The sequence below is a fragment of the Pseudoalteromonas sp. PB2-1 genome (assembly GCF_045040605.1).
GTDB classification, from domain to species: Bacteria; Pseudomonadota; Gammaproteobacteria; order Enterobacterales; family Alteromonadaceae; genus Pseudoalteromonas; species Pseudoalteromonas arabiensis.
In genome coordinates this window covers 7,501-32,579 of record NZ_CP090667.1, presented here as the reverse complement: position 1 = coordinate 32,579, position 25,079 = coordinate 7,501, and the positions used below count along the sequence as shown (strand labels likewise).

The 25,079-nt window shown below is 41.4% G+C and carries 25 protein-coding genes (1 of these 25 running past the window's edge); 22 read left to right on the top strand and 3 right to left on the bottom strand.

Annotated elements, in window-relative coordinates:
- Positions 1 to 6 precede the first annotated feature (6 nt).
- On the bottom strand, positions 7 to 1,407 hold the full coding sequence (gene dnaA / locus L0Z67_RS00140) for a chromosomal replication initiator protein DnaA (RefSeq protein WP_405128332.1): 1,401 nt from the start codon (positions 1,405 to 1,407) through the stop codon (positions 7 to 9).
- Positions 1,408 to 1,912: 505 nt separating this feature from the next.
- Here dnaA and rpmH point away from each other — a divergent pair.
- The 4 genes from rpmH to yidC all read left to right on the top strand — a co-directional run bounded on the left by rpmH (position 1,913) and on the right by yidC (position 4,518).
- A complete protein-coding gene (rpmH, locus tag L0Z67_RS00135; RefSeq protein ID WP_045980711.1) occupies positions 1,913 to 2,047 on the top strand; it encodes a 50S ribosomal protein L34 in 135 nt (44 codons plus the stop codon).
- A gap of 7 nt (positions 2,048 to 2,054) precedes the next feature.
- The gene (gene rnpA, locus L0Z67_RS00130; protein ID WP_062568462.1) at positions 2,055 to 2,477 is read left to right on the top strand and encodes a ribonuclease P protein component; all 423 of its coding nucleotides are present in this window, start codon (positions 2,055 to 2,057) and stop codon (positions 2,475 to 2,477) included.
- A 128-nt stretch (positions 2,478 to 2,605) separates the two neighbouring features.
- On the top strand, positions 2,606 to 2,878 hold the full coding sequence (gene yidD, locus L0Z67_RS00125; RefSeq protein WP_054554794.1) for a membrane protein insertion efficiency factor YidD: 273 nt from the start codon (positions 2,606 to 2,608) through the stop codon (positions 2,876 to 2,878).
- An 8-nt stretch (positions 2,879 to 2,886) separates the two neighbouring features.
- Complete coding sequence (gene yidC, locus L0Z67_RS00120) at positions 2,887 to 4,518, top strand: membrane protein insertase YidC (protein WP_405128331.1); 1,632 nt, start codon at positions 2,887 to 2,889, stop codon at positions 4,516 to 4,518.
- A 56-nt stretch (positions 4,519 to 4,574) separates the two neighbouring features.
- Here yidC and L0Z67_RS00115 read toward each other — a convergent pair whose 3' ends face one another.
- Together L0Z67_RS00115 and L0Z67_RS00110 are read right to left on the bottom strand one after the other, a co-directional pair.
- Positions 4,575 to 5,780 (bottom strand): PepSY-associated TM helix domain-containing protein, encoded by a 1,206-nt coding sequence (locus tag L0Z67_RS00115; RefSeq protein WP_405128330.1) that lies wholly within the window; start codon positions 5,778 to 5,780, stop codon positions 4,575 to 4,577.
- 9 nt (positions 5,781 to 5,789) lie between these two features.
- The gene (locus tag L0Z67_RS00110; protein WP_405128329.1) at positions 5,790 to 7,937 is read right to left on the bottom strand and encodes a TonB-dependent siderophore receptor; all 2,148 of its coding nucleotides are present in this window, start codon (positions 7,935 to 7,937) and stop codon (positions 5,790 to 5,792) included.
- A gap of 209 nt (positions 7,938 to 8,146) precedes the next feature.
- Between L0Z67_RS00110 and mnmE the strand changes: the two genes are divergently transcribed.
- The 18 genes from mnmE to L0Z67_RS00020 all read left to right on the top strand — a co-directional run.
- On the top strand, positions 8,147 to 9,511 hold the full coding sequence (mnmE, locus tag L0Z67_RS00105) for a tRNA uridine-5-carboxymethylaminomethyl(34) synthesis GTPase MnmE (RefSeq protein WP_405128328.1): 1,365 nt from the start codon (positions 8,147 to 8,149) through the stop codon (positions 9,509 to 9,511).
- Between the two features lie 145 nt (positions 9,512 to 9,656).
- Positions 9,657 to 10,397 (top strand): isocitrate lyase/phosphoenolpyruvate mutase family protein, encoded by a 741-nt coding sequence (locus tag L0Z67_RS00100; protein ID WP_405128327.1) that lies wholly within the window; start codon positions 9,657 to 9,659, stop codon positions 10,395 to 10,397.
- 586 nt (positions 10,398 to 10,983) lie between these two features.
- Positions 10,984 to 11,433, top strand: coding sequence for an FMN-binding protein MioC (mioC, locus tag L0Z67_RS00095; protein WP_062568476.1), 450 nt, complete (start codon positions 10,984 to 10,986; stop codon positions 11,431 to 11,433).
- A 429-nt stretch (positions 11,434 to 11,862) separates the two neighbouring features.
- Complete coding sequence (gene mnmG, locus L0Z67_RS00090; RefSeq protein WP_193988063.1) at positions 11,863 to 13,752, top strand: tRNA uridine-5-carboxymethylaminomethyl(34) synthesis enzyme MnmG; 1,890 nt, start codon at positions 11,863 to 11,865, stop codon at positions 13,750 to 13,752.
- Positions 13,753 to 13,767: 15 nt separating this feature from the next.
- Positions 13,768 to 14,388, top strand: a complete 621-nt coding sequence (gene rsmG, locus L0Z67_RS00085; RefSeq protein WP_062568478.1) for a 16S rRNA (guanine(527)-N(7))-methyltransferase RsmG — start codon at positions 13,768 to 13,770, stop codon at positions 14,386 to 14,388.
- A gap of 12 nt (positions 14,389 to 14,400) precedes the next feature.
- Positions 14,401 to 15,186, top strand: coding sequence for a ParA family protein (locus L0Z67_RS00080; protein ID WP_062568479.1), 786 nt, complete (start codon positions 14,401 to 14,403; stop codon positions 15,184 to 15,186).
- A gap of 20 nt (positions 15,187 to 15,206) precedes the next feature.
- Positions 15,207 to 16,118 (top strand): ParB/RepB/Spo0J family partition protein, encoded by a 912-nt coding sequence (locus tag L0Z67_RS00075; protein WP_062568480.1) that lies wholly within the window; start codon positions 15,207 to 15,209, stop codon positions 16,116 to 16,118.
- A gap of 160 nt (positions 16,119 to 16,278) precedes the next feature.
- Complete coding sequence (locus L0Z67_RS00070; protein WP_062568481.1) at positions 16,279 to 16,659, top strand: ATP synthase subunit I; 381 nt, start codon at positions 16,279 to 16,281, stop codon at positions 16,657 to 16,659.
- 15 nt (positions 16,660 to 16,674) lie between these two features.
- On the top strand, positions 16,675 to 17,532 hold the full coding sequence (atpB, locus tag L0Z67_RS00065; protein WP_062568482.1) for a F0F1 ATP synthase subunit A: 858 nt from the start codon (positions 16,675 to 16,677) through the stop codon (positions 17,530 to 17,532).
- 56 nt (positions 17,533 to 17,588) lie between these two features.
- On the top strand, positions 17,589 to 17,822 hold the full coding sequence (gene atpE / locus L0Z67_RS00060; RefSeq protein WP_004335261.1) for a F0F1 ATP synthase subunit C: 234 nt from the start codon (positions 17,589 to 17,591) through the stop codon (positions 17,820 to 17,822).
- A 42-nt stretch (positions 17,823 to 17,864) separates the two neighbouring features.
- Positions 17,865 to 18,335 (top strand): F0F1 ATP synthase subunit B, encoded by a 471-nt coding sequence (gene atpF / locus L0Z67_RS00055; RefSeq protein WP_054554807.1) that lies wholly within the window; start codon positions 17,865 to 17,867, stop codon positions 18,333 to 18,335.
- Between the two features lie 16 nt (positions 18,336 to 18,351).
- Positions 18,352 to 18,885, top strand: coding sequence for a F0F1 ATP synthase subunit delta (gene atpH / locus L0Z67_RS00050; RefSeq protein ID WP_062568483.1), 534 nt, complete (start codon positions 18,352 to 18,354; stop codon positions 18,883 to 18,885).
- 14 nt (positions 18,886 to 18,899) lie between these two features.
- Positions 18,900 to 20,441 carry a F0F1 ATP synthase subunit alpha gene (gene atpA, locus L0Z67_RS00045; RefSeq protein WP_054554809.1) on the top strand — a complete coding sequence of 514 codons (1,542 nt, stop codon included), beginning with the start codon at positions 18,900 to 18,902 and terminating at the stop codon, positions 20,439 to 20,441.
- Positions 20,442 to 20,500: 59 nt separating this feature from the next.
- On the top strand, positions 20,501 to 21,361 hold the full coding sequence (atpG, locus tag L0Z67_RS00040) for a F0F1 ATP synthase subunit gamma (RefSeq protein ID WP_062568484.1): 861 nt from the start codon (positions 20,501 to 20,503) through the stop codon (positions 21,359 to 21,361).
- A gap of 32 nt (positions 21,362 to 21,393) precedes the next feature.
- Positions 21,394 to 22,779 carry a F0F1 ATP synthase subunit beta gene (atpD, locus tag L0Z67_RS00035; protein ID WP_054554811.1) on the top strand — a complete coding sequence of 462 codons (1,386 nt, stop codon included), beginning with the start codon at positions 21,394 to 21,396 and terminating at the stop codon, positions 22,777 to 22,779.
- Between the two features lie 13 nt (positions 22,780 to 22,792).
- Complete coding sequence (locus L0Z67_RS00030; RefSeq protein WP_054554812.1) at positions 22,793 to 23,215, top strand: F0F1 ATP synthase subunit epsilon; 423 nt, start codon at positions 22,793 to 22,795, stop codon at positions 23,213 to 23,215.
- A gap of 267 nt (positions 23,216 to 23,482) precedes the next feature.
- Positions 23,483 to 24,841: a bifunctional UDP-N-acetylglucosamine diphosphorylase/glucosamine-1-phosphate N-acetyltransferase GlmU gene (gene glmU, locus L0Z67_RS00025; RefSeq protein WP_193988061.1), complete on the top strand. Its 1,359-nt coding sequence runs from the start codon at positions 23,483 to 23,485 to the stop codon at positions 24,839 to 24,841.
- A 140-nt stretch (positions 24,842 to 24,981) separates the two neighbouring features.
- Positions 24,982 to 25,079 carry the beginning of a choice-of-anchor I family protein gene (locus L0Z67_RS00020; RefSeq protein ID WP_405128326.1) on the top strand. It continues 1,687 nt past the right edge of the window, so 98 of the gene's 1,785 nt are visible here — the first part of the coding sequence; the start codon lies at positions 24,982 to 24,984; its stop codon lies off the right edge, out of view.

Genomic DNA, 25,079 nt, shown 5'->3' with positions numbered 1-25,079 from the left:
TCGGCCTTAAGATGACAAGGTTCTTATTAAGTTTTGATAATCTTCTTTCACTTCGTGGCTTTCATCACGTAGTGATTTAACTTTACGACAAGCGTGTAATACAGTTGTGTGATCACGACCACCAAATGCATCACCTATTTCAGGTAAACTATGATTTGTTAGCTCTTTTGACAATGCCATCGCCACTTGGCGCGGTCTTGCGACTGATCGGCTTCGACGCTTAGATAGTAAATCTGATACACGAATTCGGTAGTACTCAGCCACAGTACGCTGAATATTATCAATCGTTACTAATTTATCTTGTAATGCAAGTAAGTCACGTAGGGCTTCTTTTACAAAATCGATCGAAATCGGACGACCGGTAAAGTTTGCATTAGCAATAACACGGTTTAACGCCCCTTCTAATTCACGTACATTTGAACGCAATTTTTTCGCGATAAAAAAGGCCACTTCATGAGGTAAATTAATTTTACTTTGCTGGGCTTTTTTCATCAAAATAGCAACGCGAGTTTCAAGCTCTGGCGGCTCAATAGCAATGGTTAAGCCCCAACCAAAACGTGATTTAAGGCGGTCTTCAACCCCTTCAATCTCTTTAGGATAACGGTCTGAAGTTAATATAATCTGTTGATTCCCTTCAAGCAAAGCGTTGAAGGTGTGAAAGAACTCTTCTTGCGAGCGCTCTTTATTAGCGAAAAATTGAATATCATCGATCATCAATGCATCAACACTTCGGTAATAACGTTTAAATTCTTCGATGGCATTATTTTGCAATGCTTTTACCATGTCTTGCACAAAACGTTCGGAGTGCATATAGACAATTTTCGCATCTGGCTTATTAGCCATAATACCGTTACCCACAGCATGCAATAAATGCGTTTTACCTAGACCCGTTCCACCGTAAATAAATACAGGGTTAAATGCCGAGCCTGGGTTATCTGCAACTTGAGTCGCTGCAGCTTTTGCTAGCTGATTTGACTTACCTTCAACAAAACTGTCAAAGGTGTAGTTTTCTTTAATGTTTGATTTATAGCCTGATTTAGGAGCAGGTTCTACTGCTTTTTTCTCAGCCTTAGGCTGTTGTTTTTCAGTTGTGTGTTGTGCATTCACTGGCGCACTTGCTTCAGCAACTGCTGGCATCGTTGCTGCTTGGGCATTTAAAATCGGTTTACTACCAACATCAAAACGAAGTTCAGGTGCTTCATCACCACAAATTTCAACAAGCAATTCATTAATACGGTTTAAATATTTTTCTCTCACCCAATCTAATACAAAACGATTCGGTGCATATATAGTTAACGTATCTTCGGTACTTTCTGCTTGAAGTGGTCTTACCCACATACTGAATTGCTGCGACGGCAATTCATCTTGCAATACATATAAACAACTTTGCCAAACCGACAGATACACTATTAAACTCCTAGAGATTTAATTTTATTCCCGTTCATCTTAAATGATGGAAAATCAAACATTTATTGCTAATCTTTGACCGATTTTATCGACCCAGACCGACTATTATGAAGGCACTTTATCCACAAGTACAAGATTGATTTTTCTGAAAAAGATGATCTCACGCAAAAAAACAAGTAACACCATGATTTATAGTGTGTTTATTTTTTCAACCTGAACACTGATCATAGCAAATTTGCAGGCAGATCGCGATCGAAATCTACGATCTAATTTACTTTTCCCAAGCTTTTATTCACTTTTTATACAGAGGCTGTGGAAAACTTCTTATTTATGATGATCCTATATGATCAGGATAAAGGATCCTTTATAATTACTACCTCTGCAGCGTTTTAATGATTGACTTTTGTGGTCTTCATCTATAATATCTCGCGCTCGCAATGGCACCTGTGCCAGGATCGCGACCTGCATAGGATGTTTTAACCTTAACCGATCGGATGGAATTGTTATGAAAAGAACTTTTCAACCTAGCGTTTTAAAACGCAAACGTACACACGGTTTCCGTGCTCGTATGGCATCAGCAAATGGCCGTAAAGTATTAGCTCGTCGTCGTGCTAAAGGCCGTAAAGTACTTTCTGCTTAATATATAAGTGGAAGACTTTAGCTTCAGCAGGGAGTTACGTTTGTTAACTCCCTCGCATTACTCCCGCATTTTTAATGAACCAGCACGCGCTGCGACTCCTTTCTTTACTTTATTAGCCAAACGCAATGACCAAGCTAATCCTCGATTAGGTCTTACGGTTGCAAAAAAACGCGTTAAAAAAGCCTGTCAACGAAATCGAATTAAACGCCTTGCTCGCGAAAGTTTCCGTTTAAATCAACATAAACTCGATAACATTGATATAGTGCTTATGGTTAAAAGTGGTATTGATGAGCAGTCAAACGCAGAGCTAACCAAACAATTGGATAAATTGTGGCGAAAAATTAATGAACGCTGCAAGCCAGGTGCACCAAAGCCACCTCCTTTTAAAAAACGCCCCAATAAATTGGCTAAATCTAATAAACAAGCCTGATAGCAATAGAATTACAGGCTTAATTAGGGTATCTTTAGCTCACCTTTTAATCATGCATTTAAAATTCTATATTGGGAATTTAAATTCATGGTATCCATTGACTAAATTAACGCAGGGGCAGACACATCATGAGGTTACTTAAGCCACTTGTTGCTATTCCAAAGCGCTGTTTAGTCATGCTTATACGCGGCTATCAAAAATGGGTAAGCCCGTTATTAGGCCCGCATTGTCGTTTTAATCCAACCTGCTCAAGTTATGCTATTCAAGCAATTAATTTGCATGGAAGTGTAAAAGGCAGTTGGTTAGCTGTTAAACGCATATTAAAATGCCACCCTTTACATGCTGGTGGGGATGATCCCGTACCGGCAAAAAATCATATTAACCACCAACACGAGAAATAAGAGCTGTTATGGAATCGCAACGCACGTTTTTATTAATCGGCTTGATGCTTGTGTCGTTTTTATTATTCCAAGAATGGAATAACGACTACAATGCACCAAAAGCTGATCCAAGTGCCACAACACAAACACAAGGCGCAACAACACCAGAATCAGATGAGTTTATTCCGGCATCATCTGACGGTGAAGTACCTGCAGTTACAACAGCAAAGCGCTCAGTTATTGATGTAACAACTGATGTGTTTACTGTAAAAATTGACACCCGCGGTGGTGACATTATTGAAGCAGACCTACTTCAATATGAAGAGACAAAAGGTAGTGATACTCCTTACATGCTCCTAGGTGTGTTTGACGGTAAACAATACTTCTCACAAAGTGGCTTGATAGGCTTAAATGGCCCCGACGCAACAGTCAAAGGCCGCCCTGTTTACAAAACCACACAAAAAGCATTTACATTAAATGGTGATGAGCTGCGTGTTCCACTTGAATTCACTGACAGTAAAGGTATTACGTTTACTAAGACTTATATTTTCAAAAAAGGTAATTACGCCGTTGATTTAGAGTACACAGTAAACAACGTAACAGCAGAGCCTATTCAAGTTCAGCTATACACGCAAGTTAAGCGTACTGTACAAGAAAAAGGTAGCTTAGTTGATCAAAACTACCTAGGTGCAGCTTACGGTACTGAAGAAGAGCCATACGAAAAGTACAGCTTCTCAGACATGGCTGATAAAAACCTCAACATCACTACATCTGGCGGTTATATCGCATTTATCCAACATTACTTCGTAAGTGCATGGGTGCCAAAGCAAGATCAACAAAATACCCTTTACAGCAAACTAGTTGCTGGTAATGCAGCCATTATTGGTACTAAAGGTGAAGCGGTAAATGTTCAGGCAGGCACACAAACTACTCTTTCTTCTACTTACTACATGGGCCCAAAAGAGTCTGATGTACTAGAAGCAATTCACCCAGACTTAGACCTTACAGTAGACTATGGTTGGTTATGGTTTATCTCTCAACCATTATTTGTATTACTGAAGTGGTTACACAGCATCCTAGGTAACTGGGGTCTGGCAATCATTGCAATTACGGTTATCGTTAAAACTGCAATGTACCCACTTACAAAAGCGCAATATACGTCGATGGCGAAGATGCGCGCATTACAACCTAAAATGGCTGCTCTAAAAGAGAAGTATGGCGATGATCGTCAAAAATTCGGTCAAGCTATGATGGAAATGTATAAGAAAGAAAAAGTGAACCCTATGGGTGGCTGTTTCCCTCTTTTACTACAAATGCCTATTTTCTTAGCCTTATTCTACGTATTCCTAGAATCAACTGAGCTACGCCATGCTGAATTCGTTTTATGGTTAAATGACTTATCAGCAATGGACCCATACTATGTATTACCAGTTCTATTTGGTTTAAGTATGTTCGTTACTCAGAAGCTGCAACCTATGACAGTTCAAGATCCTATGCAGCAAAAAATGATGACCTTTATGCCTGTAATCTTCTCAATTTTCTTCTTATGGTTCCCATCTGGTCTAGTACTTTACTGGTTAGTATCGAACCTTATCTCAATCGCACAGATGCTAATCATCTACCGCGGTATGGAGAAAAAAGGTATTAAGGTAAGAGGCTAAACTCTTAACCCAACAAAAAAGGCGCTAACTGCGCCTTTTTTAATACCTAAAAATAGCTAACCCAGAATAGGAGAATAAACCTGATTGGGTACACTGCGCTCAGTAAAGCTCAAACTTGTTGTTAGTAGCGAAGCGACTACCAAACCGATTACAATCATCCCTGATAATCCAAGCCACTTTACAGCCGTTGTTTTACGCTTAACCCTAAGCCAACTCATATAGATGCCAGCAGCGCTTACAAAGCTCATCAATGCACCAAATAACCCCCAAATAAGCTTGGTTCCAATTCCTGCAAAGTTACCAAAATGCAAAGGATCAGCGGTATCGGTGATTCTTGCGACAATAGGTAATTGTTCCCCTTTTTGTATGCCAAGAACTTCACCGGAGCTTGGCTCCAAATACACACGATTAGCACGTAGACGAAGTAAAATATCATTGTTATAACCACGCACTTCAATAGGTTGATCCGCTTTATTAGGATAACGAATATAGCGAATATCAAGGCTAGGAAATGCCTGTTGAGCGGCCTCATAAGCAGCAGCTAAACTAATTGGCAATACATCTTTACGAGGGCTTTGTTTTTTAAACTCACTCACGGCTGGTGGACTAGAGACATAGTGAGGTACCTTCGCGGTTTGCAGCCCATGTTCGACTAAATACCAAATCCCTGTGATGGCCATCACAGCAATAAACCATAAACTCCAAAGCCCTAACAGCTTATGCCAATCAGACCAACTACTGCGCTTATCAAGGCTAAGCGCAGCAGGCTTTTTTATAAAGCCTTGCCACCAGCGCCGATACACATGAAAACTCGAGACTAATAAAATAACGAGTAAAATACTCAAACTGGTGACGATTAATTTACCTGTCCAGCCCATCGACAAGTTCATATGCCAGTTACGTAAAAACCGCGATATCCGCGCCCACTCTCCTCCACCGAGTAAGGTGCCGGTTGCTGCATCTAAATAAACAAAACGAAATGAGTCACCAACTTTAAGGGCCGCTTCAGTGGCAAGGTAATCTTGCTTATGACGTTGTATATAGAGTATCTGAGCTTGCGGATAATGCTTATTAAGGGTGTTTTCGAGAGCAAGGTAGTTAGTAGAGGAAGAAGAACTTAAAGCACGGTACTTAGCGCCTGTTAAGTACTCGAGTTCATGGCTTAACGTAGCGAGTGTGCCCGATACGCAAGTAACAAAAAGCAGGACTCCAACAAAGAGTCCTGCCCAAGAGTGTAAGTTAAACCAACTTTTAGCGTTCACACGCCACCATTAAAAGCTATATTTAGCACTTAAATAGACACGGCGTGGTTCACCAGGAAAGTGCCCTGTTCGCTCGATAAAGCCGCTGCTTGCGTATTCTTTATCAAACACGTTCTTAACTGATAGCTGCCATTGCCAGTTATCGACCCTTGTTTGCCACGCCATGTTGTAAACAGTGTAAGGTTTAACGTGTTGGCCACCTAAACTAAGCTGTTCATCAACATAATCTAAGCCAGCAGAAATGGATGACGATAAGCTAGGTAGCTCATAGCGTGTCCATATACCTAGAGTATTTTGCGGCGCGTTAGCAAATTTATCGCTATCAGGAATTTGGTTAGTAATACTATCATTTGCTTCAGTGATACGGGTATCATTATAAGCATAGCTTGCAGTAACTACCCAGCGCTCAGTGATGTCACCAACCACTTCGAGTTCAAAACCTTTACTTTGTACTTCACCAACGGCAACTAAATCATCAACGCCGTCACCTGCAACATCACCTAATAAGCTAGGCTGCAGGATATTTTTGCGGACAATATCGTACACAGCCATATTAACAGCAAGTGTGTCTTCTAATAATTTAGTTCTTAAACCCAACTCATTAATACGGCTAGTCTCTGGCGAGAATGGGCCGCCTTTAGCTGTTTCTTGATTACTGGCACTTTGCGGTACAAAGCCAGTGCCATGTAGCGCATAAGGGAAGAACATATTGTTAATGTTATAGCTGGTACCAATTCGGTAGGTTAAGTCGCTATCAGAAAACTCTGTTTGATTTAACAAATCTTTATCTTCAAAACGGTCATACCTTAAGCCAGCAGTAACACTCCAATTTTCAGTGATATCAAGTTGATCTTGAAAGTACGCACCAAAACGGGTGCTATTCGTTTTGCCAAGCCTTGGAGTAATACTATCAAGGTCATAATCATCAGCAGAGGTTAAACCATATTCAGGGTTGTTAAGAGCAAGACCTGGTACTGGGCCACCTTTACTTTGTTGTGTAGCTGTACGGTAAACGCTTTCAAAATCATGTTCATACCAATCACTACCAAACAGCACTTGATGCTGCATGTCTGCCACTACAAATTCTGCAATCGCATTAGCTGTTAAGCTAAAGCCTTTGTTCTCACGTACTTGATCACGAAACTCACGGTGGCTCCAATCAACAATACCGTCGTCATCTGTATCAACGAGGCCTCTTGGTTCATGGTAGTTTTGCACTTCTTTGTTATCAAAATAACGTGCTGTAACATCTGTGCGCCAAACATCATTAAACTCATGTTTTAAAGTAGCCTGATAAACATGGGCTTCAACATTTTGAAAGTCTGTCGCCTCGTTATGGTTCCAGCTAATATCAGTTAGAAAATTGCCATTATCATCGGCAGGTACACCACGTAAACGTGCTCCACCCAACTCTTGCTCTATATAGGTATACTGAGTGGTCAATTCGGTTGCACTGTTGATAAGCCACGTATAACCAAGATCAACAATGGTATTATCGCTGCTAGTATTAGCGCGGAATGGTTTTTCAGTATCACGGTAAAGACCAATACGATAAGCATGGTTATCAAGTGACTCACTTAAAGTCCCCGTGCTTTCTAATGCGCCACTGAAGAAGTCATCATTCCCCACTTCCACTTCAATACTGTGCTCACTGGTGAATTTAGGCTTCTTAGTTACATAGTTAATAATACCGCCTGGATTACCACTGCCGTATATAGCACCAGCAGGCCCTTTTAAAACCGCAACTTGTTCAATATTAAATAATTGCGGTACAGCAAAGCCATTGAAAGGATCGCCCTTCACACCATCGTATAAAATCTCATCTTGGCGAAAGCCACGGAATGTCACACCCGAATAACTAAAAGCATTAACACCAGCAATATTGCTATAAAGGTCGGTAATTTGCCGAGCAGCCTGATCGCTAATCAGCTCCTGCGGCAAAATTTGAATTGACTGAGGAATTTTCTCTAAAGGTGTATTGGTACGAGTAGCAAAGCTAGACTCGGTTGGCCGATATAAAGAAAACGCACGACCAACAACTTCTATTTTTTCGAGTTCTTTTAAATCATTTTGATCAGAAGTAGCAACTTCAGTTTGCGAATGAGCAATACCTGAAAAACCCGCAGCAAGAGCAATAAAAACAGCAGAAAAACGCATAGTAAAAAGGGTCAAGATTAATAATGCGCAACATGTTAATGAATATAATTATCATTTGCAATATGTGTTTATTATTAATTAAAGCTAAATAAAGTATTACTTACATCAGGCTTTTGCTACTTCATTACTCAAACAGCTATTCGCATGAAATTAAGCCATAGGTTACAATAGAGCCAGCATTCATTCTTTTATTGGCATTATTTCATCGCATGATTAATCAAGACACAATTGCAGCACAAGCGACCGCACCTGGACGTGGTGGGGTTGGTATTATTCGCGTCTCTGGCAGCTTAGCTAAAACAGTGGCAGAGCACATTATTGGCCGTTGCCCTAAAACACGTTACGCAGACTATGTGCCCTTTAAAAGCTTGAGCGGTGAACAGCTTGACCAAGGTATTGCTATTTACTTCCAAGGGCCAAACTCATTTACCGGCGAAGACGTACTTGAACTACAAGGTCACGGCGGTCCTGTTGTATTAGATATGCTATTAAAAGAGATTAGCCAAATTGACGGTGTTCGTTTAGCAAAACCAGGAGAGTTCTCTGAGCGCGCATTTATGAATGACAAGCTTGATTTAACTCAAGCTGAGGCAATTGCCGACCTCATCAATGCAACCAGTGAACAAGCTGCAAAAAGTGCACTCCAATCTCTACAAGGTGAATTTTCTAAGCACATCGAAACGCTGGTGGAGAAAGTCATTCACCTACGTATGTATGTTGAGGCCGCGATTGATTTTCCAGATGAAGAAATCGACTTCCTATCAGACGGTAAAGTATCCGCAGATCTCAATGCTATTATTGATCAATTAGAGAATGTAACTCAGCAAGCTAAGCAAGGTAGCATCATGCGTGAAGGTATGCGTGTTGTTATTGCCGGTCGCCCTAATGCTGGTAAATCAAGCTTATTAAATGCGTTAGCTGGCCGAGATACAGCTATCGTTACCGAAATAGCAGGCACGACACGTGATGTATTACGTGAGCATATTCACATTGACGGTATGCCACTGCATATTATTGATACCGCAGGTCTGCGTGAAAGCCCAGATAAAGTTGAGCAAATTGGTATTGAGCGCGCATGGGATGAAATTAACCAAGCCGATCGCGTACTATTTATGTTAGATGGCACAGATACATCAGCCACTGACCCCCATGATATCTGGCCGGAGTTTATGGCCAAGTTACCAGAAGGTATGGGCGTTACTGTGATCCGCAATAAGGCCGATATTTCTGGTGAAAATGTCGGTATGGATGAACATGATCAATATCCGGTGATCCGTTTAAGTGCTAAAAATGCAGAAGGTATAGAGTTAGTTCGTACTCACTTAAAGGCATGTATTGGTTTCCAAGGTGCCACTGAAGGTGGATTCATGGCGCGCCGTCGTCACTTAGATGCACTTGATCACGCAGCCTATCATTTAAACACGGGCAAAGAGCAATTAGAGATGCATATTGCTGGTGAGATCCTAGCTGAAGAATTACGCCTAACTCAACAGTTCTTAAATGAGATAACGGGTGAATTTACCTCTGATGACCTACTAGGGAAAATATTTAGTTCGTTCTGTATCGGTAAATAAATTCCGGTCATCAATATTTACAAAAAAGAGTCGCAAGACTCTTTTTTATTTTAATCCTGCAATCAATTATCGGTTCAGGGCCGAAACCAGCCAGTAATTAATTTCATATCAATTAGTCTAGCGATGTCATTAAACGGAGGACATCATGGACAAATATCAACTCTTTCACCAATTACACCACCAGCAAAAGGGCTTTGTACTCGCTAATGCGTGGGATCTAAGTTCTGCACAATTCATCCAAGCTGCGGGAGCTAAGGCTGTAGCAACAACCAGCTGGGGTATTGCTGCCAGTTTAGGTCTAGCTGATGGTGAAAACATTTCTTTTCAAACTCAGATAACGCTGGTTAAAAGCTTAACCAAACACCTTCATATTCCACTTTCTGTCGATATAGAGTCAGGTTACAGTAACGATCCGCAGCAAATCAGCCAAAACGTTTTAGTATTAGCAAGATTGGGGGTTGTAGGCATCAATATAGAAGATTCAGACAAAGAGACTGACACACTGAGATCCATTGAGCAGCAATGCACTATTATTAGTGAGATAAAGAAAGTACTTAACGAAAATGGCTTCGGTAGTTTATTTATTAACGCCAGAACCGATACCTACTTTGTTAGTGACAGCCCTTTTCAAGCAACATTGAAGCGCGCAAAAGCATATCAAGATGCAGGTGCAGACGGTCTGTTTGTGCCCAGCATAACTAACATTGAGCACATAACCAGCTTAGCTAACACGATAGATATGCCACTAAATGTGATGGCGATAAACAATTTTAACTCAGCAAAAGCCGCTTTCGCTGGTGGTGCAAAACGGTTTTCATTGGGTAGTTCGCTCTATGATCTAGTCGGCAATACGATAAAAACCAGTTTAACTCAGATCGAAAATTAATATTGCGAGCTAAAAAATCAGATCAAAACAGCTTTTAAGATCGAATTTAACTAAAAATGTTATCCACATTTGGGGCTTTTTTAGATCTAAAGGCTGATTTGATCATAAAAAAACGCTGTAATTTGAATCTATTTTCATACAACGGCCTTTTTTAATAACTAATTTTCTTAAAAACACCCTAAATTGGCGTTTATTTTAGTTTTTTTCGATCTATTTTATTGATCGCAAATTGCAAACCGATCGTTATCAACAAGCGATCTATCCACAAAACGATCATACTCACTATTTAAATCAGATCTAAAAAACAAAGCACTTACGCACAATTAAAGATCAACAACTTAGCAAAGTTATACAGTGTCTAAATTCTAGCTTGATCAGAACTTTCCCCAAATTTATTAACAGCTTGATCAAAGGGATTAATTTATGAACCAATATAAAAAACCATTAAAAACAGTTAATTATAAAAAACATTAAATTTAAGCTGTTATTTTAAGCAGAAAAACTTATTCAGATCGTAATTCAACGCTTTACTCACACCCTAACTTAGTTATCATGTGGCCACTTATTTCTATACATGATCAATCACATGCAATCAGTAAATATCATCGTTGGCAGCCAAATGGGATCTGCTGAATACGTGGCAGAGCAACTGGCAGAAGCCCTTGAACAACAAGGAGTTCTAGTGCAGCTTCACGAACAGCCTGAATTTGATGATATTGCTCAGCAAGATACTATTTGGTTGTTATGTACTTCGACATATGGTGCGGGAGACTACCCAGAGAACCTACTGCCATTTGTTGAATCAATTAACCAACAGGCTGATCTTAAAGGATTAAACTACAGTGTGATCGGATTAGGTGACACTAGTTACGACACCTATAATTATGCAGGCCGTAATCTCGATGAATTATTAGCAAATAAAGGTGCAAACCGCGTGGCAGAACGCTTAGAGCTCAATATTCTTGATGAAGCATTACCAGAAGACACAGCATTAGCCTGGTTACCAAGCTGGATCGAGTCAGTAGGACTCAATTAAGCCCGATCGGTGTTGATCGTTGTAATAAAAGTTACCCACAATTTACTGATAATTTAGATCGGATTGTGGATAAACACTGATCTAACTGCGATTTTAACCTAGTTTATCCCTTGGATAAGATCCAACTGATATTCCCCTGTGTATAAATAGCCCTTTTGATCAAAGCTTGTACTCGGGAAGATCCGATCATACTAACACCTTTAGATCTGCGTTAAGATCATGTTTTAAATAGTAAAGCGAACATTATCAACAGATCTAGCCGTTACTAATAGTAAGAGTAATAAAAGATCTCTTTAAAAGATCCTTTATATTATTAGAGATCACCCACTTAGATCTTGAGCACTGTTTAATCATTTATCTTCTCTAAATTTCTAGGTAGAATACGCTCCCTTTACAAAGTTTTGCTGGTTGATTAGTAGGATCCCATAAATGATTTTTCACGAACGTTTTGATGTTATTGTTGTAGGTGGTGGACATGCAGGTACTGAAGCTGCATTAGCATCTGCTCGCATGGGCATGAATACCCTATTGCTAACTCATAATATGGATACCCTTGGTCAAATGTCTTGTAATCCGGCAATTGGCGGTATTGGTAAAGGCCATTTAGTTAAAGAGATCGATGCACTTGGTGGTGCAATGGCTCAGGCTATTGATAAAGGCGGTATTCAATTTCGTACTTTAAACTCATCTAAAGGCCCTGCTGTACGTGCTACACGTGCGCAAGCTGACCGTGCTTTGTATAAAGCAGCTATTCAACACACTTTACAACATCAAGAAAATTTAAAGATCTTCCAACAATCATGTGACGATCTAATCGTTGAAGGTGATCGAGTAATCGGTGTTGTAACTCAAATGGGTCTTCGTTTTAGCGCGCCTTCTGTGGTTCTTACCGTGGGTACTTTCTTAGGTGGTCAGATCCATATTGGTTTAGAGAACTTCAAAGGCGGTCGTGCCGGTGATCCACCTTCAATTGCACTTGCAGAGCGTTTACGTGAATTACCGTTTCGTGTTGATCGCTTAAAAACAGGCACGCCTCCTCGTATTGATGCGCGTACTGTTGATTTTAGCAAAATGCAAGAACAACCTGGTGATACCCCAACGCCTGTATTCTCATTTATGGGTAAACAAGCAGATCATCCACAGCAGATCCCGTGTTACATCACTTATACAAATGAAAAAACACATGATGTGATCCGCAATAACTTACATCGCTCACCTATGTATTCAGGCGTTATTGAAGGTATTGGTCCACGTTACTGCCCTTCAATCGAAGATAAGATCGTACGTTTTGCTGATAAAGATAAACATCAAATCTTTGTTGAACCTGAAGGTCTAACATCATACGAATTATATCCAAATGGTATCTCGACAAGTTTACCGTTTGATGTGCAACTTGAAATTGTGCAATCAATCACTGGTTTTGAAAATGCACATATTTGTCGTCCTGGTTATGCTATTGAGTATGACTTCTTTGATCCGCGCGACTTAAAGCAATCATTAGAAACGAAATTTATTAATGGTTTATTCTTCGCAGGTCAAATCAATGGAACAACCGGTTACGAAGAAGCCGGCGCACAAGGTTTAATCGCGGGTATGAACGCGGCATTACAAGTACAGGGCAAAGAGTCTTGGACACCTCGCCGTGATGAAGCATACACAGGTGTACTAATTGACGATTTAGCAACATTAGGTACTAAAGAACCGTACCGTATGTTTACCAGCCGTGCTGAATACCGTTTATTACTTCGTGAAGACAATGCTGACATTCGTTTAACTGCTAAAGGCCGTGAACTTGGCTTAGTTGATGATGCTCGTTGGGCTGCCTTTAACGAAAAAATGGAAATCATCGAAAAAGAAACGCAACGTTTAAAAGAAACATGGATCCACAAAGATCACGTTGCTGTTGATCAAGTAAACGCGCTATTAAAAACACCACTTACGCGTGAAGCGAGTTTAGAGGATCTGATCCGTCGTCCTGAAATTCGTTATAATGACCTAATGGCGATCGATGGTTTAGGTTCTGAGTTTGATAACCAAGCTGCACTTGAGCAAGTTGAAATTCATACTAAGTATGCAGGCTATATTGCTCGTCAACAAGATGAGATCAACAAGCAACTACGTCATGAACAAACTGTATTACCAAAAGACTTTGATTATTCAACTGTTTCTGGTTTATCAAATGAGGTTATTGCAAAGCTTACTGATAGTCGTCCAGATACAATTGGCCAAGCGTCACGTATTTCAGGTATCACCCCTGCTGCTATTTCGCTATTATTAGTTTATCTGAAAAAGCAAGGCTTACTGCGCAAGACTGCGTAGTTGGTGAGGAATACAGTGTTACAACAACAATTAACTTCACTGTTAGCGCAAACTGACATTGCGCTAACAGAAAAACAGCAACAACAACTTGTGCAATATGTTGAATTACTCGACAAGTGGAACAAAGCATATAACTTAACCTCTGTTCGTTTACCTGAAGAAATGATGGTTAAGCATATTATGGATAGCTTAGTTGTTGCACCACACCTTGAAGGCAAACATTACATTGATGTAGGTACAGGCCCTGGTTTACCGGGTATCGTATTAGCTATCGCTTTACCTGATACACAATTTGTATTGTTAGATAGTTTAGGTAAACGGGTGCGCTTTTTGATGCAGGTAAAACATGCACTAGGCCTTGAAAATGTAACCCCAGTGCAGTCTAGAGTTGAAGAATATCAACCAAGTGTTAAATTAGATGGTGTTTTAAGTCGTGCATTCGCTTCATTGCAAGATATGGTTGACTGGTGTGCGCACTTGATTGATCATTCAGGTAAATTTATCGCCTTAAAAGGCGTGTTTCCGAGCGAAGAACTAGACTCATTACCTAAAGGTATTAAGTTTGATGAAAAAATCAGCTTGGAAGTACCTGAGTTAGATGCACAAAGACATCTAATCATTCTATCTAAAGACTAGGGATCAGACACTGTGGCAAAAGTCATCGCATTAGCAAACCAAAAAGGGGGAGTTGGTAAAACAACCACCGCTGTGAATCTTGCGGCATCTATGGCTGCGACGAAGCGTAAAGTGTTATTAATCGATCTTGATCCGCAAGGAAACGCTACTATGGGTAGCGGTGTCGATAAATACGGCGATGTAGCAACGATTTACGATTTATTAATTGAAGAAACCCCGATTAATGAAGTTATTAATAAAGAAACGTCAGGTGAATATCATTTAATTGCAGCAAATGGGGATGTGACAGCCGCAGAAGTTAAATTAATGGAATTGTTTGCACGTGAAGTGCGCTTACGCAATGCACTTGAACAAATTCAAGACCAATACGATTTCATTTTTATCGACTGCCCACCTTCACTTAATATGCTAACGGTTAATGCTATGGCTGCCGCAGATTCGATTTTAGTTCCGATGCAATGTGAGTATTATGCCCTTGAAGGTTTAACCGCATTGATGGATACCATCACGCAACTATCTAAGTTAGTAAATCCAGCGTTAACAATTGAAGGTATTTTACGCACCATGTATGATCCGCGTAATCGCCTTGCAAATGATGTATCTGAACAACTAAAACAACATTTTGGCGATAAAGTTTATCGTACCGTTATCCCACGTAATGTCCGTTTAGCAGAAGCGCCAAGTTTTGGTGCCCCTGCCATGTATTATGACCGTGCATCAAGTGGCGCTAAAGCATACTTAGCCCTTGCCGGTGAAATGTTACGTAGAAAAGAGAAAACTTCTTCAGCAGTAGCCTAACTTTGAGGTAAAAAAATAACATGTCTGCTAAAAAACGCGGTTTAGGCCGAGGACTCGATGCTTTATTAAGTTCATCAAAACCTGCCCCTAGTGCAGATAATCAGCAACAAGCTACAGCAAAGCCAGAACAAGTCTCTGAGGTTGTTGCAGAGCAAAGTAAAGGTGAACTGCAAAAGTTAGCGATTGAGTTTTTACAGTCGGGTAAATATCAACCTCGTAAAGACATGTCTGAAGAAGCGCTAGAAGAATTAGCAAGCTCAATACGAGCACAAGGTATTATTCAGCCGATTGTTGTGCGCCCTATTGGTGCAAATAAATACGAAATTATCGCTGGTGAGCGTCGTTGGCGTGCAGCCCAATTGGCAAAGTTAGATACCGTGCCTTGTATCATCAAGGACGTGCCAGACGAAGCTGCTGTTGCTATTGCCCTTATTGAAAACATTCAACGTGAAGATCTCAATGCAATGGAAGAAGCGATTGCTCTTAATCGTTTGTTGAATGAATTTGAACTGACTCACCAACAAGTCGCAGAAGCCGTTGGTAAATCGCGTACTACAGTAACTAACTTACTGCGTCTGAATAACCTTAACGACGATGTTAAAATATTGTTAGAGCATGGCGACATTGAAATGGGTCATGCGCGCTGTTTATTAGCACTTGACGGTGAAGCGCAGTCTGATGCCGCAAGATCGGCCGTCGCTAAAGCATTAACAGTACGTGAAACAGAAAAATTAGTACGCGCTATTTTAGAACCAGCACCTGAAAAAGAAGTGCAAGAAAAAGATCCAGATGTCAAACAGTTAGAGCAAAAGCTTGCTGAAAATCTAGGCGCTAAAGTTGAAATAAACTACAACAAAAAGGGCAAAGGCAAGCTGGTTATTTCATATACAAATCTTGATGAGTTAGATGGCATTTTAAGCCGTATAAATTAAGACTATTCCCGTCATTAATTAATAACATGTCCAAAAAGAGACATTTGTGGTGTTTTTGCACTACAAAGGGTCGACTCAAGTTGCAAAACTGGTAGGAATCAGTATAATTTCGCCAGTTTTCATACCCTGACAATTTGAACGTTTACAAGGTTAATAAAACGTGACTAATAAGTTAGCAAAGCCATATCGGCTTGCCGCATTTAAATTAATTTGTCTTCAGGGTATCGTAGCGCTTATCGCTGCAGTAATTGTTTTTGTAGGTTGGGGAGTCAATGCCGGCCAGTCAGCGCTTGCTGGCGGAGCTGTTGCACTACTCCCTAATTTTGTATTTGTCGTCTATGCATTTAGATATATGGGTGCTAGTCGGACAAATCAAGTGTATGCCTCGCTCAAGCGCGGCAACGGATTAAAATTTATGCTAACAATCGTATTGTTCGCACTAATACTGAAGTCTTATACGGTCATTTTATTGCCGTTTTTTTGTGTGTATGTATTGGTGTTGTTCAGTGGATTGTTTGCGCCCGTTTTTTTTAATCATTAACTTTTGGGATATAACATGGCTGCAGAAGAAGTAACTCTATCAAGCCATATTCAGCACCACTTAACGAACGCTAAGATGTGCTCGACCGACGCTGGTCTTGCCTTCAACAAAGCGTGTGCAGACAGTGGTTTCTGGACATGGAATATAGATACCCTCGCATGGTCAATCGGTTTAGGTCTTGTCTTTTTATGGATCTTCCGTAGTGCCGCTAAAAAAGCAAATACCGGTGTACCTGGTAAATTTCAGTGCTTCATTGAAATGATTGTTGAGTTCGTTGGTGACAACGTACGTGACACATACCACGGTAAAAGCGCATTAATCGCTCCATTAGCTCTGACGATTTTCGTTTGGGTGTTCTTAATGAACTTAATGGACTTGATTCCGGTTGATTTCCTACCTGCATTCGCTGGCTTCGTTGGCGAGCAAGCATTTGGTATGGACCCTCACGATGTTTACATGAAGATTGTACCGACAACAGACATCAATATGACTGCTGCACTAGCTATTGGTGTATTCATTCTGATGATCGGTTACGCAATCAAAATCAAAGGGATTGGCGGATTCATAGCTGAATTAACGCTTCACCCATTTAGCTCTAATAACAAGCTAGCGATGGTGTTCTTAATCCCATGTAACTTATTACTAGAAACAATCGCTTTAGTTGCTAAGCCATTCTCGTTAGCACTGCGTTTATTCGGTAACTTATATGCTGGTGAGTTGATTTTCATCTTGATCGGCGCAGTTGGTTTAATGCAACTACCGTTGCACTTTATTTGGGCTGCATTCCACATCTTAGTAATCGTATTACAAGCATTCGTATTTATGATGCTGACTATCGTTTACCTAAGCATGGCAAGCTCAGATAATCACTAATTTTTTACACTTTTAAATTTTAACTTTAATTTACAATTGAAACTTTGGAGAAAAAAATGGAACTAGTATTAGGTCTTAAGTATATCGCTGTTGCTCTACTTATCGGCTTCGGTGCAATCGGTACTGCTATCGGCTTCGGTAACATGGGTGGTAAATTCCTAGAAGCGTGTGCTCGTCAACCTGAGCTTGCACCTTCATTACAAGTTAAGATGTTCATCCTTGCTGGTCTAATCGATGCTGTAGCTATGATTGGTGTTGGTATCGCAATGGTATTGTTGTTCGTACTTTAATATTATTTTTTGAACAGCTTACTATTTTAAGGAGGAGCGGTCGTGAACTTAACAGCCACTCTTATCGGTGAATTAATTGCATTTACGGTTTTCGTACTTTTCTGTATGAAATACGTATGGCCACCACTAAATGGTGCAATTGAAGCTCGCCAGAAGAAAATCGAAGATGGTTTAGCTGCCTCTGATAGAGCCGAAAAAGACTTAGAACTTGCGCAAAAGAAAGCTGCTGAGCAGCTTAAAGAGGCAAAAGCTCAAGCGGCTGATATCATTGAACAAGCTAAAAAGCGTGCCACGCTAATCGTTGACGAAGAAACTGTTCGTGGTCAACAAGAGCGTGAAAAAATTATTGCTCAAGGGCACTCTGAAATCGAAGCAGAGCGTAACCGTGTAACAGAAGAACTACGTAAACAAGTAGCGACGCTGGCAGTGGTTGGTGCTGAGAAGATTTTAGAGCGCGAAATCAATCAAGCCGCACACAGTGACATCGTTGAAAAACTTGTCGCTGAGCTGTAATTAGGAGGGTATGAGCATGTCTGAATTGGCTACTATCGCTCGCCCATACGCTAAAGCGGCTTTTGAACTTGCCGTTGAAAAAGGCACTGTTGAAAGTTGGAACGACATGCTGTTCTTTGCTGGCCATGTTGCCAGCAACGAGCAAGCCGCTGCCGCGCTAGCTGGATTGCCTACTGCTACTGAACAAGCCGATCTGTTTATCAAGATCTGTGCAGAGCAGCTCAACGAACAAGGTCAGAACCTAATCAAGGTGATGGCTGAAAATGGACGTTTAGTTGCACTGCCTGCTGTTGCTGAGTTATTCGCTGAATTTAAAGCGGACTACGACAAAGAAATCGACGTAGATGTGGTTTCTGCAACACCGCTTGCTGCTGAGCAGCAAGCATCATTGGTAGCGGCACTTGAAAAACGTTTCGCACGCAAAGTTAAGCTGAATTGTAGTGAAGATACTACAGTTGTTGGCGGTCTTATCATTAAGGCGGGTGACACTGTAATTGACGGCTCTGTACGTGGCAAATTAGCCCGCTTAGCTACATCACTACAATCGTAATTGGGAAAAAGAGCATGCAACTTAATTCCACTGAAATTTCAGATCTGATCAAACAACGTATTGAGCAGTTCGAAGTTGTAAGTGAAGCTCGTAACGAAGGTACTATCGTATCTGTTACTGACGGTATCATCCGCATCCACGGTCTAGCTGACTGTATGCAAGGTGAGATGATTGAGCTTCCTGGCAACCGTTATGCTATCGCACTAAACCTTGAGCGTGACTCAGTAGGTGCAGTAGTAATGGGTCCTTACGCTGACCTTAAAGAAGGCGTAAAAGTTAAATCAACTGGTCGTATCCTAGAGGTTCCTGTTGGTCGTGGTCTACTTGGTCGTGTTGTTAACACACTAGGTGCACCTATCGATGGTAAAGGCGCTTTAGATAACGACGGTTTTGAACCAGTTGAGAAAATCGCACCAGGCGTTATCGAACGTCAATCAGTAGATGAGCCAGTACAAACTGGTTATAAATCTATCGATGCGATGATCCCAGTAGGTCGTGGTCAACGTGAGCTTGTGATCGGTGACCGCCAAACTGGTAAAACTGCATTAGCAATCGATGCTATCATCAACCAAAAAGGTACAGGCGTTAAGTGTGTGTACGTTGCAGTTGGTCAAAAAGCATCTACTATCGCTAACGTAGTACGTAAATTAGAAGAACACGGTGCACTTGAAAACACGATTGTTGTTGTTGCATCTGCTTCTGAATCTGCGGCACTTCAGTACCTAGCACCATTCTCTGGTTGTACTATGGGTGAATACTTCCGTGACCGTGGTGAAGACGCGCTAATCGTATATGATGATTTATCTAAGCAAGCTGTTGCTTACCGTCAAATCTCATTACTACTTAAGCGTCCACCAGGCCGTGAAGCATACCCAGGTGACGTATTCTACCTTCACTCACGTCTTCTAGAGCGTGCATCACGTGTAAACGCTGATTACGTTGAGAAGTTCACTAATGGTGAAGTGAAAGGTAAAACAGGTTCATTGACGGCATTGCCAATCATTGAAACTCAAGGCGGCGACGTTTCTGCGTTCGTACCGACAAACGTTATCTCTATCACCGATGGTCAGATCTTCTTAGAAACTGACTTATTCAACTCAGGTATCCGTCCAGCTGTTAATGCTGGTATCTCGGTATCGCGTGTTGGTGGTGCAGCGCAAACTAAAATCGTTAAGAAACTAGGTGGTGGTATCCGTCTAGCGTTAGCTCAGTACCGTGAATTAGCTGCGTTCTCGCAGTTCGCGTCTGACCTTGACGATGCAACACGTGCTCAATTAGAGCATGGTGAGCGCGTAACAGAGCTAATGAAGCAGAAACAGTACGCACCAATGTCTGTTGCTGAAATGTCTCTGTCGCTATTTGCTGCTGAAAAAGGCTACCTAAAAGATATCGAAATCGCGAAAATCATGGATTTCGAAGCTGGCCTAATTTCTTACGCAAACAGCACATACGCAGAGCTAATGGCTCAAATCAATGAAACTGGTAACTACAACGCTGAGATTGAAGCGCAACTTAAAGAACTTCTAGAGAAGTTCAAGTCGACGCAAACTTGGTAATTTAGTTATGAATGGTGAGCTTTAGGCAACTAAAGCCCACCTGATTCGGAGAGAGAGTCATGGCCAGCGGAAAAGAGATTAAAAGCAAGATCGGGAGTATCAAGAATACTCAGAAGATCACCAGCGCAATGGAAATGGTTGCTGCGTCTAAAATGAAAAAAGCGCAGGAACGTGTGGCGTCAAGCCGTCCATACGCTGAAAACTTACGCCAAGTGATTGGTCGTGTTGCTCAAGCAAATCTTGATTTTACTCACCCTTTCTTAGAAGAGCGTGAAGTAAAACGAGTTGGTTATATTGTTATCTCTACTGACCGTGGTCTATGTGGTGGCTTGAACTCAAATGAGTTCAAAAAAGTTGCCCTAGACGTGAAAGCGTGGAAAGAAAAAGGCGTTGAAGCTGAATTTACTACTTTAGGTAGCAAAGCAGCTGGCTTTTTCCAACGTTTTGGCGGTAAGTTAGTCGCTAAAAAAGCGAACTTAGGAGATACACCTTCACTACAAGACGTGATTGGTCCTGTAAAGACAATGCTAGATGCATACTCTGAAGGTAAAATTGACCGCTTATACGTCGTATTTAACAAGTTCGTTAATACGATGAAGCAAGAGCCAACAATCGATCAGTTACTCCCTTTGCCAAAAGCTGAAGAAGAAGTATCTCAACATTCTTGGGATTACTTATATGAGCCAAACCCAGATGCGATTTTAGAAGCTCTGTTAGTACGCTTTATTGAGTCTCAAGTATACCAAGGTGTAGTTGAGAACGCTGCCTCTGAACAGGCTGCCCGTATGGTTGCAATGAAAGCTGCAACTGATAACGCAGGCGACCTTATGGATGAGTTACAGCTTGTTTATAACAAGGCTCGTCAAGCTGCAATCACACAAGAAATCAGTGAGATTGTTGGCGGTTCGGCAGCAGTTTAACGCTTCGGCAAAGTTTAATGAGAGGAATAGACATGAGTTTAGGTAAGGTCGTCCAAATTATCGGCGCCGTTGTGGATATCGAATTTCCACAAGACAACGTGCCAGCCGTATATGACGCACTAAAAGTAACAGATGGCGACTTAGCGGGTTTAACTTTAGAAGTTCAACAACAGCTAGGTGGCGGTGTGGTACGTGGTATCGCACTTGGTACTACTGACGGTTTACGTCGTGGTACTGCAGTAGAAGGTACAGGTCAGCCAATCCACGTTCCTGTAGGTACGAAGACACTAGGTCGTATCATGGACGTATTAGGTAACCCTATTGATGAAGCTGGTCCAATTGGTGAAGAAGAGCGTATGTCTATTCACCGTGCAGCACCTTCTTATGAAGAACAATCAAGTTCAGTAGAACTTTTAGAGACGGGTATCAAGGTAATCGACCTTGTATGTCCATTCGCTAAAGGTGGTAAAGTTGGTCTATTCGGTGGTGCCGGTGTTGGTAAAACCGTAAACATGATGGAACTTATCCGTAACATCGCAATCGAGCACAGCGGTTACTCAGTATTCGCAGGTGTTGGTGAGCGTACTCGTGAGGGTAATGACTTCTACCATGAGATGAACGACTCAAACGTACTAGATAAAGTATCGCTAGTATACGGTCAAATGAATGAGCCACCGGGTAACCGTTTACGCGTAGCATTAACGGGTCTTACTATGGCTGAGAAGTTCCGTGACGAAGGTCGTGACGTACTTTTCTTCGTTGATAACATCTACCGTTATACTCTAGCGGGTACAGAGGTATCAGCACTTCTAGGTCGTATGCCTTCAGCAGTAGGTTACCAACCAACTCTTGCTGAAGAAATGGGTGTACTTCAAGAGCGTATCGCATCGACTAAGACGGGTTCAATCACTTCAATCCAAGCGGTATACGTACCTGCGGATGACTTAACTGACCCATCTCCAGCAACAACGTTTGCTCACTTAGATGCAACAGTAGTACTTTCTCGTGATATCGCTTCACTTGGTATCTACCCTGCGGTAGACCCACTTGATTCATCTTCACGTCAACTTGACCCATTAGTAATCGGTCAAGAGCACTACGATACAGCGCGTGGCGTTCAAACAGTTCTTCAACGTTATAAAGAACTAAAAGACATCATCGCAATCCTAGGTATGGACGAGCTTTCTGACGAAGATAAGCAAGTTGTATCTCGTGCACGTAAAATCCAGCGTTTCCTATCTCAGCCATTCTTCGTTGCTGAGGTATTCACAGGCGCGCCTGGTAAATACGTGTCACTTAAAGACACAATTGCTGGCTTCAAAGGTATCTTAAACGGTGAGTTTGATGATATGCCAGAGCAAGCGTTCTACATGGTTGGCTCTATTGAAGAAGCTCAAGAAAAAGCCAAAAGCATGTAATTAGGAGGGTAGTATGGCGGCTATGACTGTACATCTTGACGTAGTAAGCGCAGAAGAGAGCTTGTTCTCTGGTCTGGTTGAATCGATTCAAGTGAGTGGTAGTGAAGGTGACCTTGGTGTTAACTATGGTCACGCTCCATTATTAACTGCCCTAAAACCTGGTATGGTACGTTTAGTTAAGCAATTTGGTCACGAAGACGTGATGTATATTGCTGGCGGTACGCTAGAAGTTCAACCGGATCGCATCACGATTCTTGCAGATACTGCAGTACGTGGTGAAGACCTAGACGAGCAAGCGGCTGAAAAAGCGAAACGTGATGCTGAAGAGCAAATGGCGAATACGTCAACTGCTGAGTTAGATTATCAACAAGCTGCAGTGCAACTTGCTGAAGCAATCGCTCAACTTCGCGTAATTCAACAATTACGTAAAAAGTAAGCCTACTCGGTTTTCGAAAAGCCCACTTCGTGTGGGCTTTTTTGTGTCTAAGCATAAATTTTTCGTAAAGATGCTGTTATCACACTTATATCCTTCATCAAACCCCGATAGAATGTCTTGTATCAAAAGTAAGTGGGTTTTTCATTTAAGGTTCAGTCCTGAGCATTAGGATTGAGTATTTGCACATGAGGTGACTTACGTAACCTTGGGTAATTAATTACTTACTCCAATCAGTAAATAAAACAAAGAAAGAAGGATATTGTTTTAATGTCTCTGACAACCGTTATTCTTGCTGCGGGTAAAGGCACTCGTATGCGCTCAGCACTACCAAAGGTATTACACAAAGTTGCTGGTAAACCTATGGTGCAACACGTGATTGATAATGCCACTGCCCTTGGTGCTCGTGAAACAAACCTTGTCTACGGTCATGGTCGTGATCAGCTACAAGCTGCCCTATCACACAATCAAGTAAACTGGGTATTACAAGAAGAGCAACTTGGTACTGGCCATGCGGTGGCTGTTGCTAAGCAGCACATTGCTGATGACGACACTGTGTTGATTCTCTATGGTGATGTGCCATTGACCAAACGTGCCACATTAGAAAAGCTACTTGCTGCGACCCCTAAAAATGGTCTTGCAGTATTAACGGTCACTTTAGACGACCCTTCTGGGTATGGCCGTATGCTTCGCGAAAATGGCAAGCTAGTCGGCATTATTGAACAAAAAGATGCTTCGCCTGAGCAACTCGCAATTAAAGAAATCAATACCGGTATTATGGCTGCCAATGGTGAGTTACTTAAACGTTGGTTAGGTAATCTATCTAACAATAATGCCCAAAGTGAGTACTACCTTACAGATATCGTTGCGATGGCACACAGCGAAGGGGTTGAAATTACTTCTGCACAGCCTGAGCACCCGATGGAAGTTGAAGGCGCTAACAATCGAGTGCAATTAGCGGCACTTGAGCGTGCTTATCAAGCATGGCAAGCAGAAGAACTAATGCTGAACGGCGCAACACTTGCTGATCCTGCTCGTATTGATGTGCGTGGTGAAGTAACAACAGGCGAAGATGTACTCATTGACGTTAATGTTATTTTCGAAGGCAAAGTAACACTAGGCAATAACGTGCAAATTGGCCCTAACTGCGTACTTAAAGATTGCACTATTGGTGATAACGTCATTATTAAAGCTAATTCAATTGTTGAAGAAGCCACGGTTGCAGCTAAATGTACTCTTGGCCCTTATGCTCGCCTTCGCCCTGGTGCGATTATGGAAGAAGACTCGCATATCGGTAACTTTGTTGAGATGAAAAAGACTCGCTTAGGCAAAGGCTCAAAGGCAAATCACCTTACCTACTTAGGTGACACTGAAGTTGGTGAAAAAGTGAATATTGGCGCAGGTACTATTACTTGTAACTATGATGGCGTAAACAAATCAAAAACTATTATCGGTGATAACGCCTTTATTGGGTCTAATTCATCACTAGTAGCACCGGTGAATATTGGCTCAATGGCAACGGTTGGCGCAGGTTCTGTGATTACTAATACTGTTGAAGACGAGCAGCTTGCAGTCGCTCGTGGCAAACAACGTAATCTAACTGGCTGGAAGCGTCCAACCAAAAAGTAGTGAGCTACCCTACTAATTTATAAAGAAAAGCGAGTTTGTACTCGCTTTTTTTGTGGCTGATTTATTCTCATAAAAGTGCCATATAGCTGTAATGCCTGCGTGTTGTAATCGGGTCAATACAATACCAAGGAAAAATAATAATGTTAAAAAGATCAATTCTTGCGCTATCACTTCTAACCATTCTTACTGGCTGCTCATTAGACGGTGACGACGGCAAAGACGGCCTACAAGGTGAACA

Excerpts from the sequence above, each read along its gene's own strand:
- rpmH (WP_045980711.1), top strand. The coding sequence starts at position 1,913 with ATGAAAAGAACTTTTCAACCTAGCGTTTTAAAACGCAAACGTACACAC.
- yidD (WP_054554794.1), top strand. The coding sequence starts at position 2,606 with ATGAGGTTACTTAAGCCACTTGTTGCTATTCCAAAGCGCTGTTTAGTC.
- yidC (WP_405128331.1), top strand. The coding sequence starts at position 2,887 with ATGGAATCGCAACGCACGTTTTTATTAATCGGCTTGATGCTTGTGTCG.
- L0Z67_RS00110 (WP_405128329.1), bottom strand. The coding sequence starts at position 7,937 with ATGCGTTTTTCTGCTGTTTTTATTGCTCTTGCTGCGGGTTTTTCAGGT.
- mnmE (WP_405128328.1), top strand. The coding sequence starts at position 8,147 with ATGATTAATCAAGACACAATTGCAGCACAAGCGACCGCACCTGGACGT.
- L0Z67_RS00100 (WP_405128327.1), top strand. The coding sequence starts at position 9,657 with ATGGACAAATATCAACTCTTTCACCAATTACACCACCAGCAAAAGGGC.
- mioC (WP_062568476.1), top strand. The coding sequence starts at position 10,984 with ATGCAATCAGTAAATATCATCGTTGGCAGCCAAATGGGATCTGCTGAA.
- mnmG (WP_193988063.1), top strand. The coding sequence starts at position 11,863 with ATGATTTTTCACGAACGTTTTGATGTTATTGTTGTAGGTGGTGGACAT.
- L0Z67_RS00075 (WP_062568480.1), top strand. The coding sequence starts at position 15,207 with ATGTCTGCTAAAAAACGCGGTTTAGGCCGAGGACTCGATGCTTTATTA.
- atpB (WP_062568482.1), top strand. The coding sequence starts at position 16,675 with ATGGCTGCAGAAGAAGTAACTCTATCAAGCCATATTCAGCACCACTTA.
- atpE (WP_004335261.1), top strand. The coding sequence starts at position 17,589 with ATGGAACTAGTATTAGGTCTTAAGTATATCGCTGTTGCTCTACTTATC.
- atpH (WP_062568483.1), top strand. The coding sequence starts at position 18,352 with ATGTCTGAATTGGCTACTATCGCTCGCCCATACGCTAAAGCGGCTTTT.
- atpA (WP_054554809.1), top strand. The coding sequence starts at position 18,900 with ATGCAACTTAATTCCACTGAAATTTCAGATCTGATCAAACAACGTATT.
- atpG (WP_062568484.1), top strand. The coding sequence starts at position 20,501 with ATGGCCAGCGGAAAAGAGATTAAAAGCAAGATCGGGAGTATCAAGAAT.
- atpD (WP_054554811.1), top strand. The coding sequence starts at position 21,394 with ATGAGTTTAGGTAAGGTCGTCCAAATTATCGGCGCCGTTGTGGATATC.
- L0Z67_RS00030 (WP_054554812.1), top strand. The coding sequence starts at position 22,793 with ATGGCGGCTATGACTGTACATCTTGACGTAGTAAGCGCAGAAGAGAGC.
- glmU (WP_193988061.1), top strand. The coding sequence starts at position 23,483 with ATGTCTCTGACAACCGTTATTCTTGCTGCGGGTAAAGGCACTCGTATG.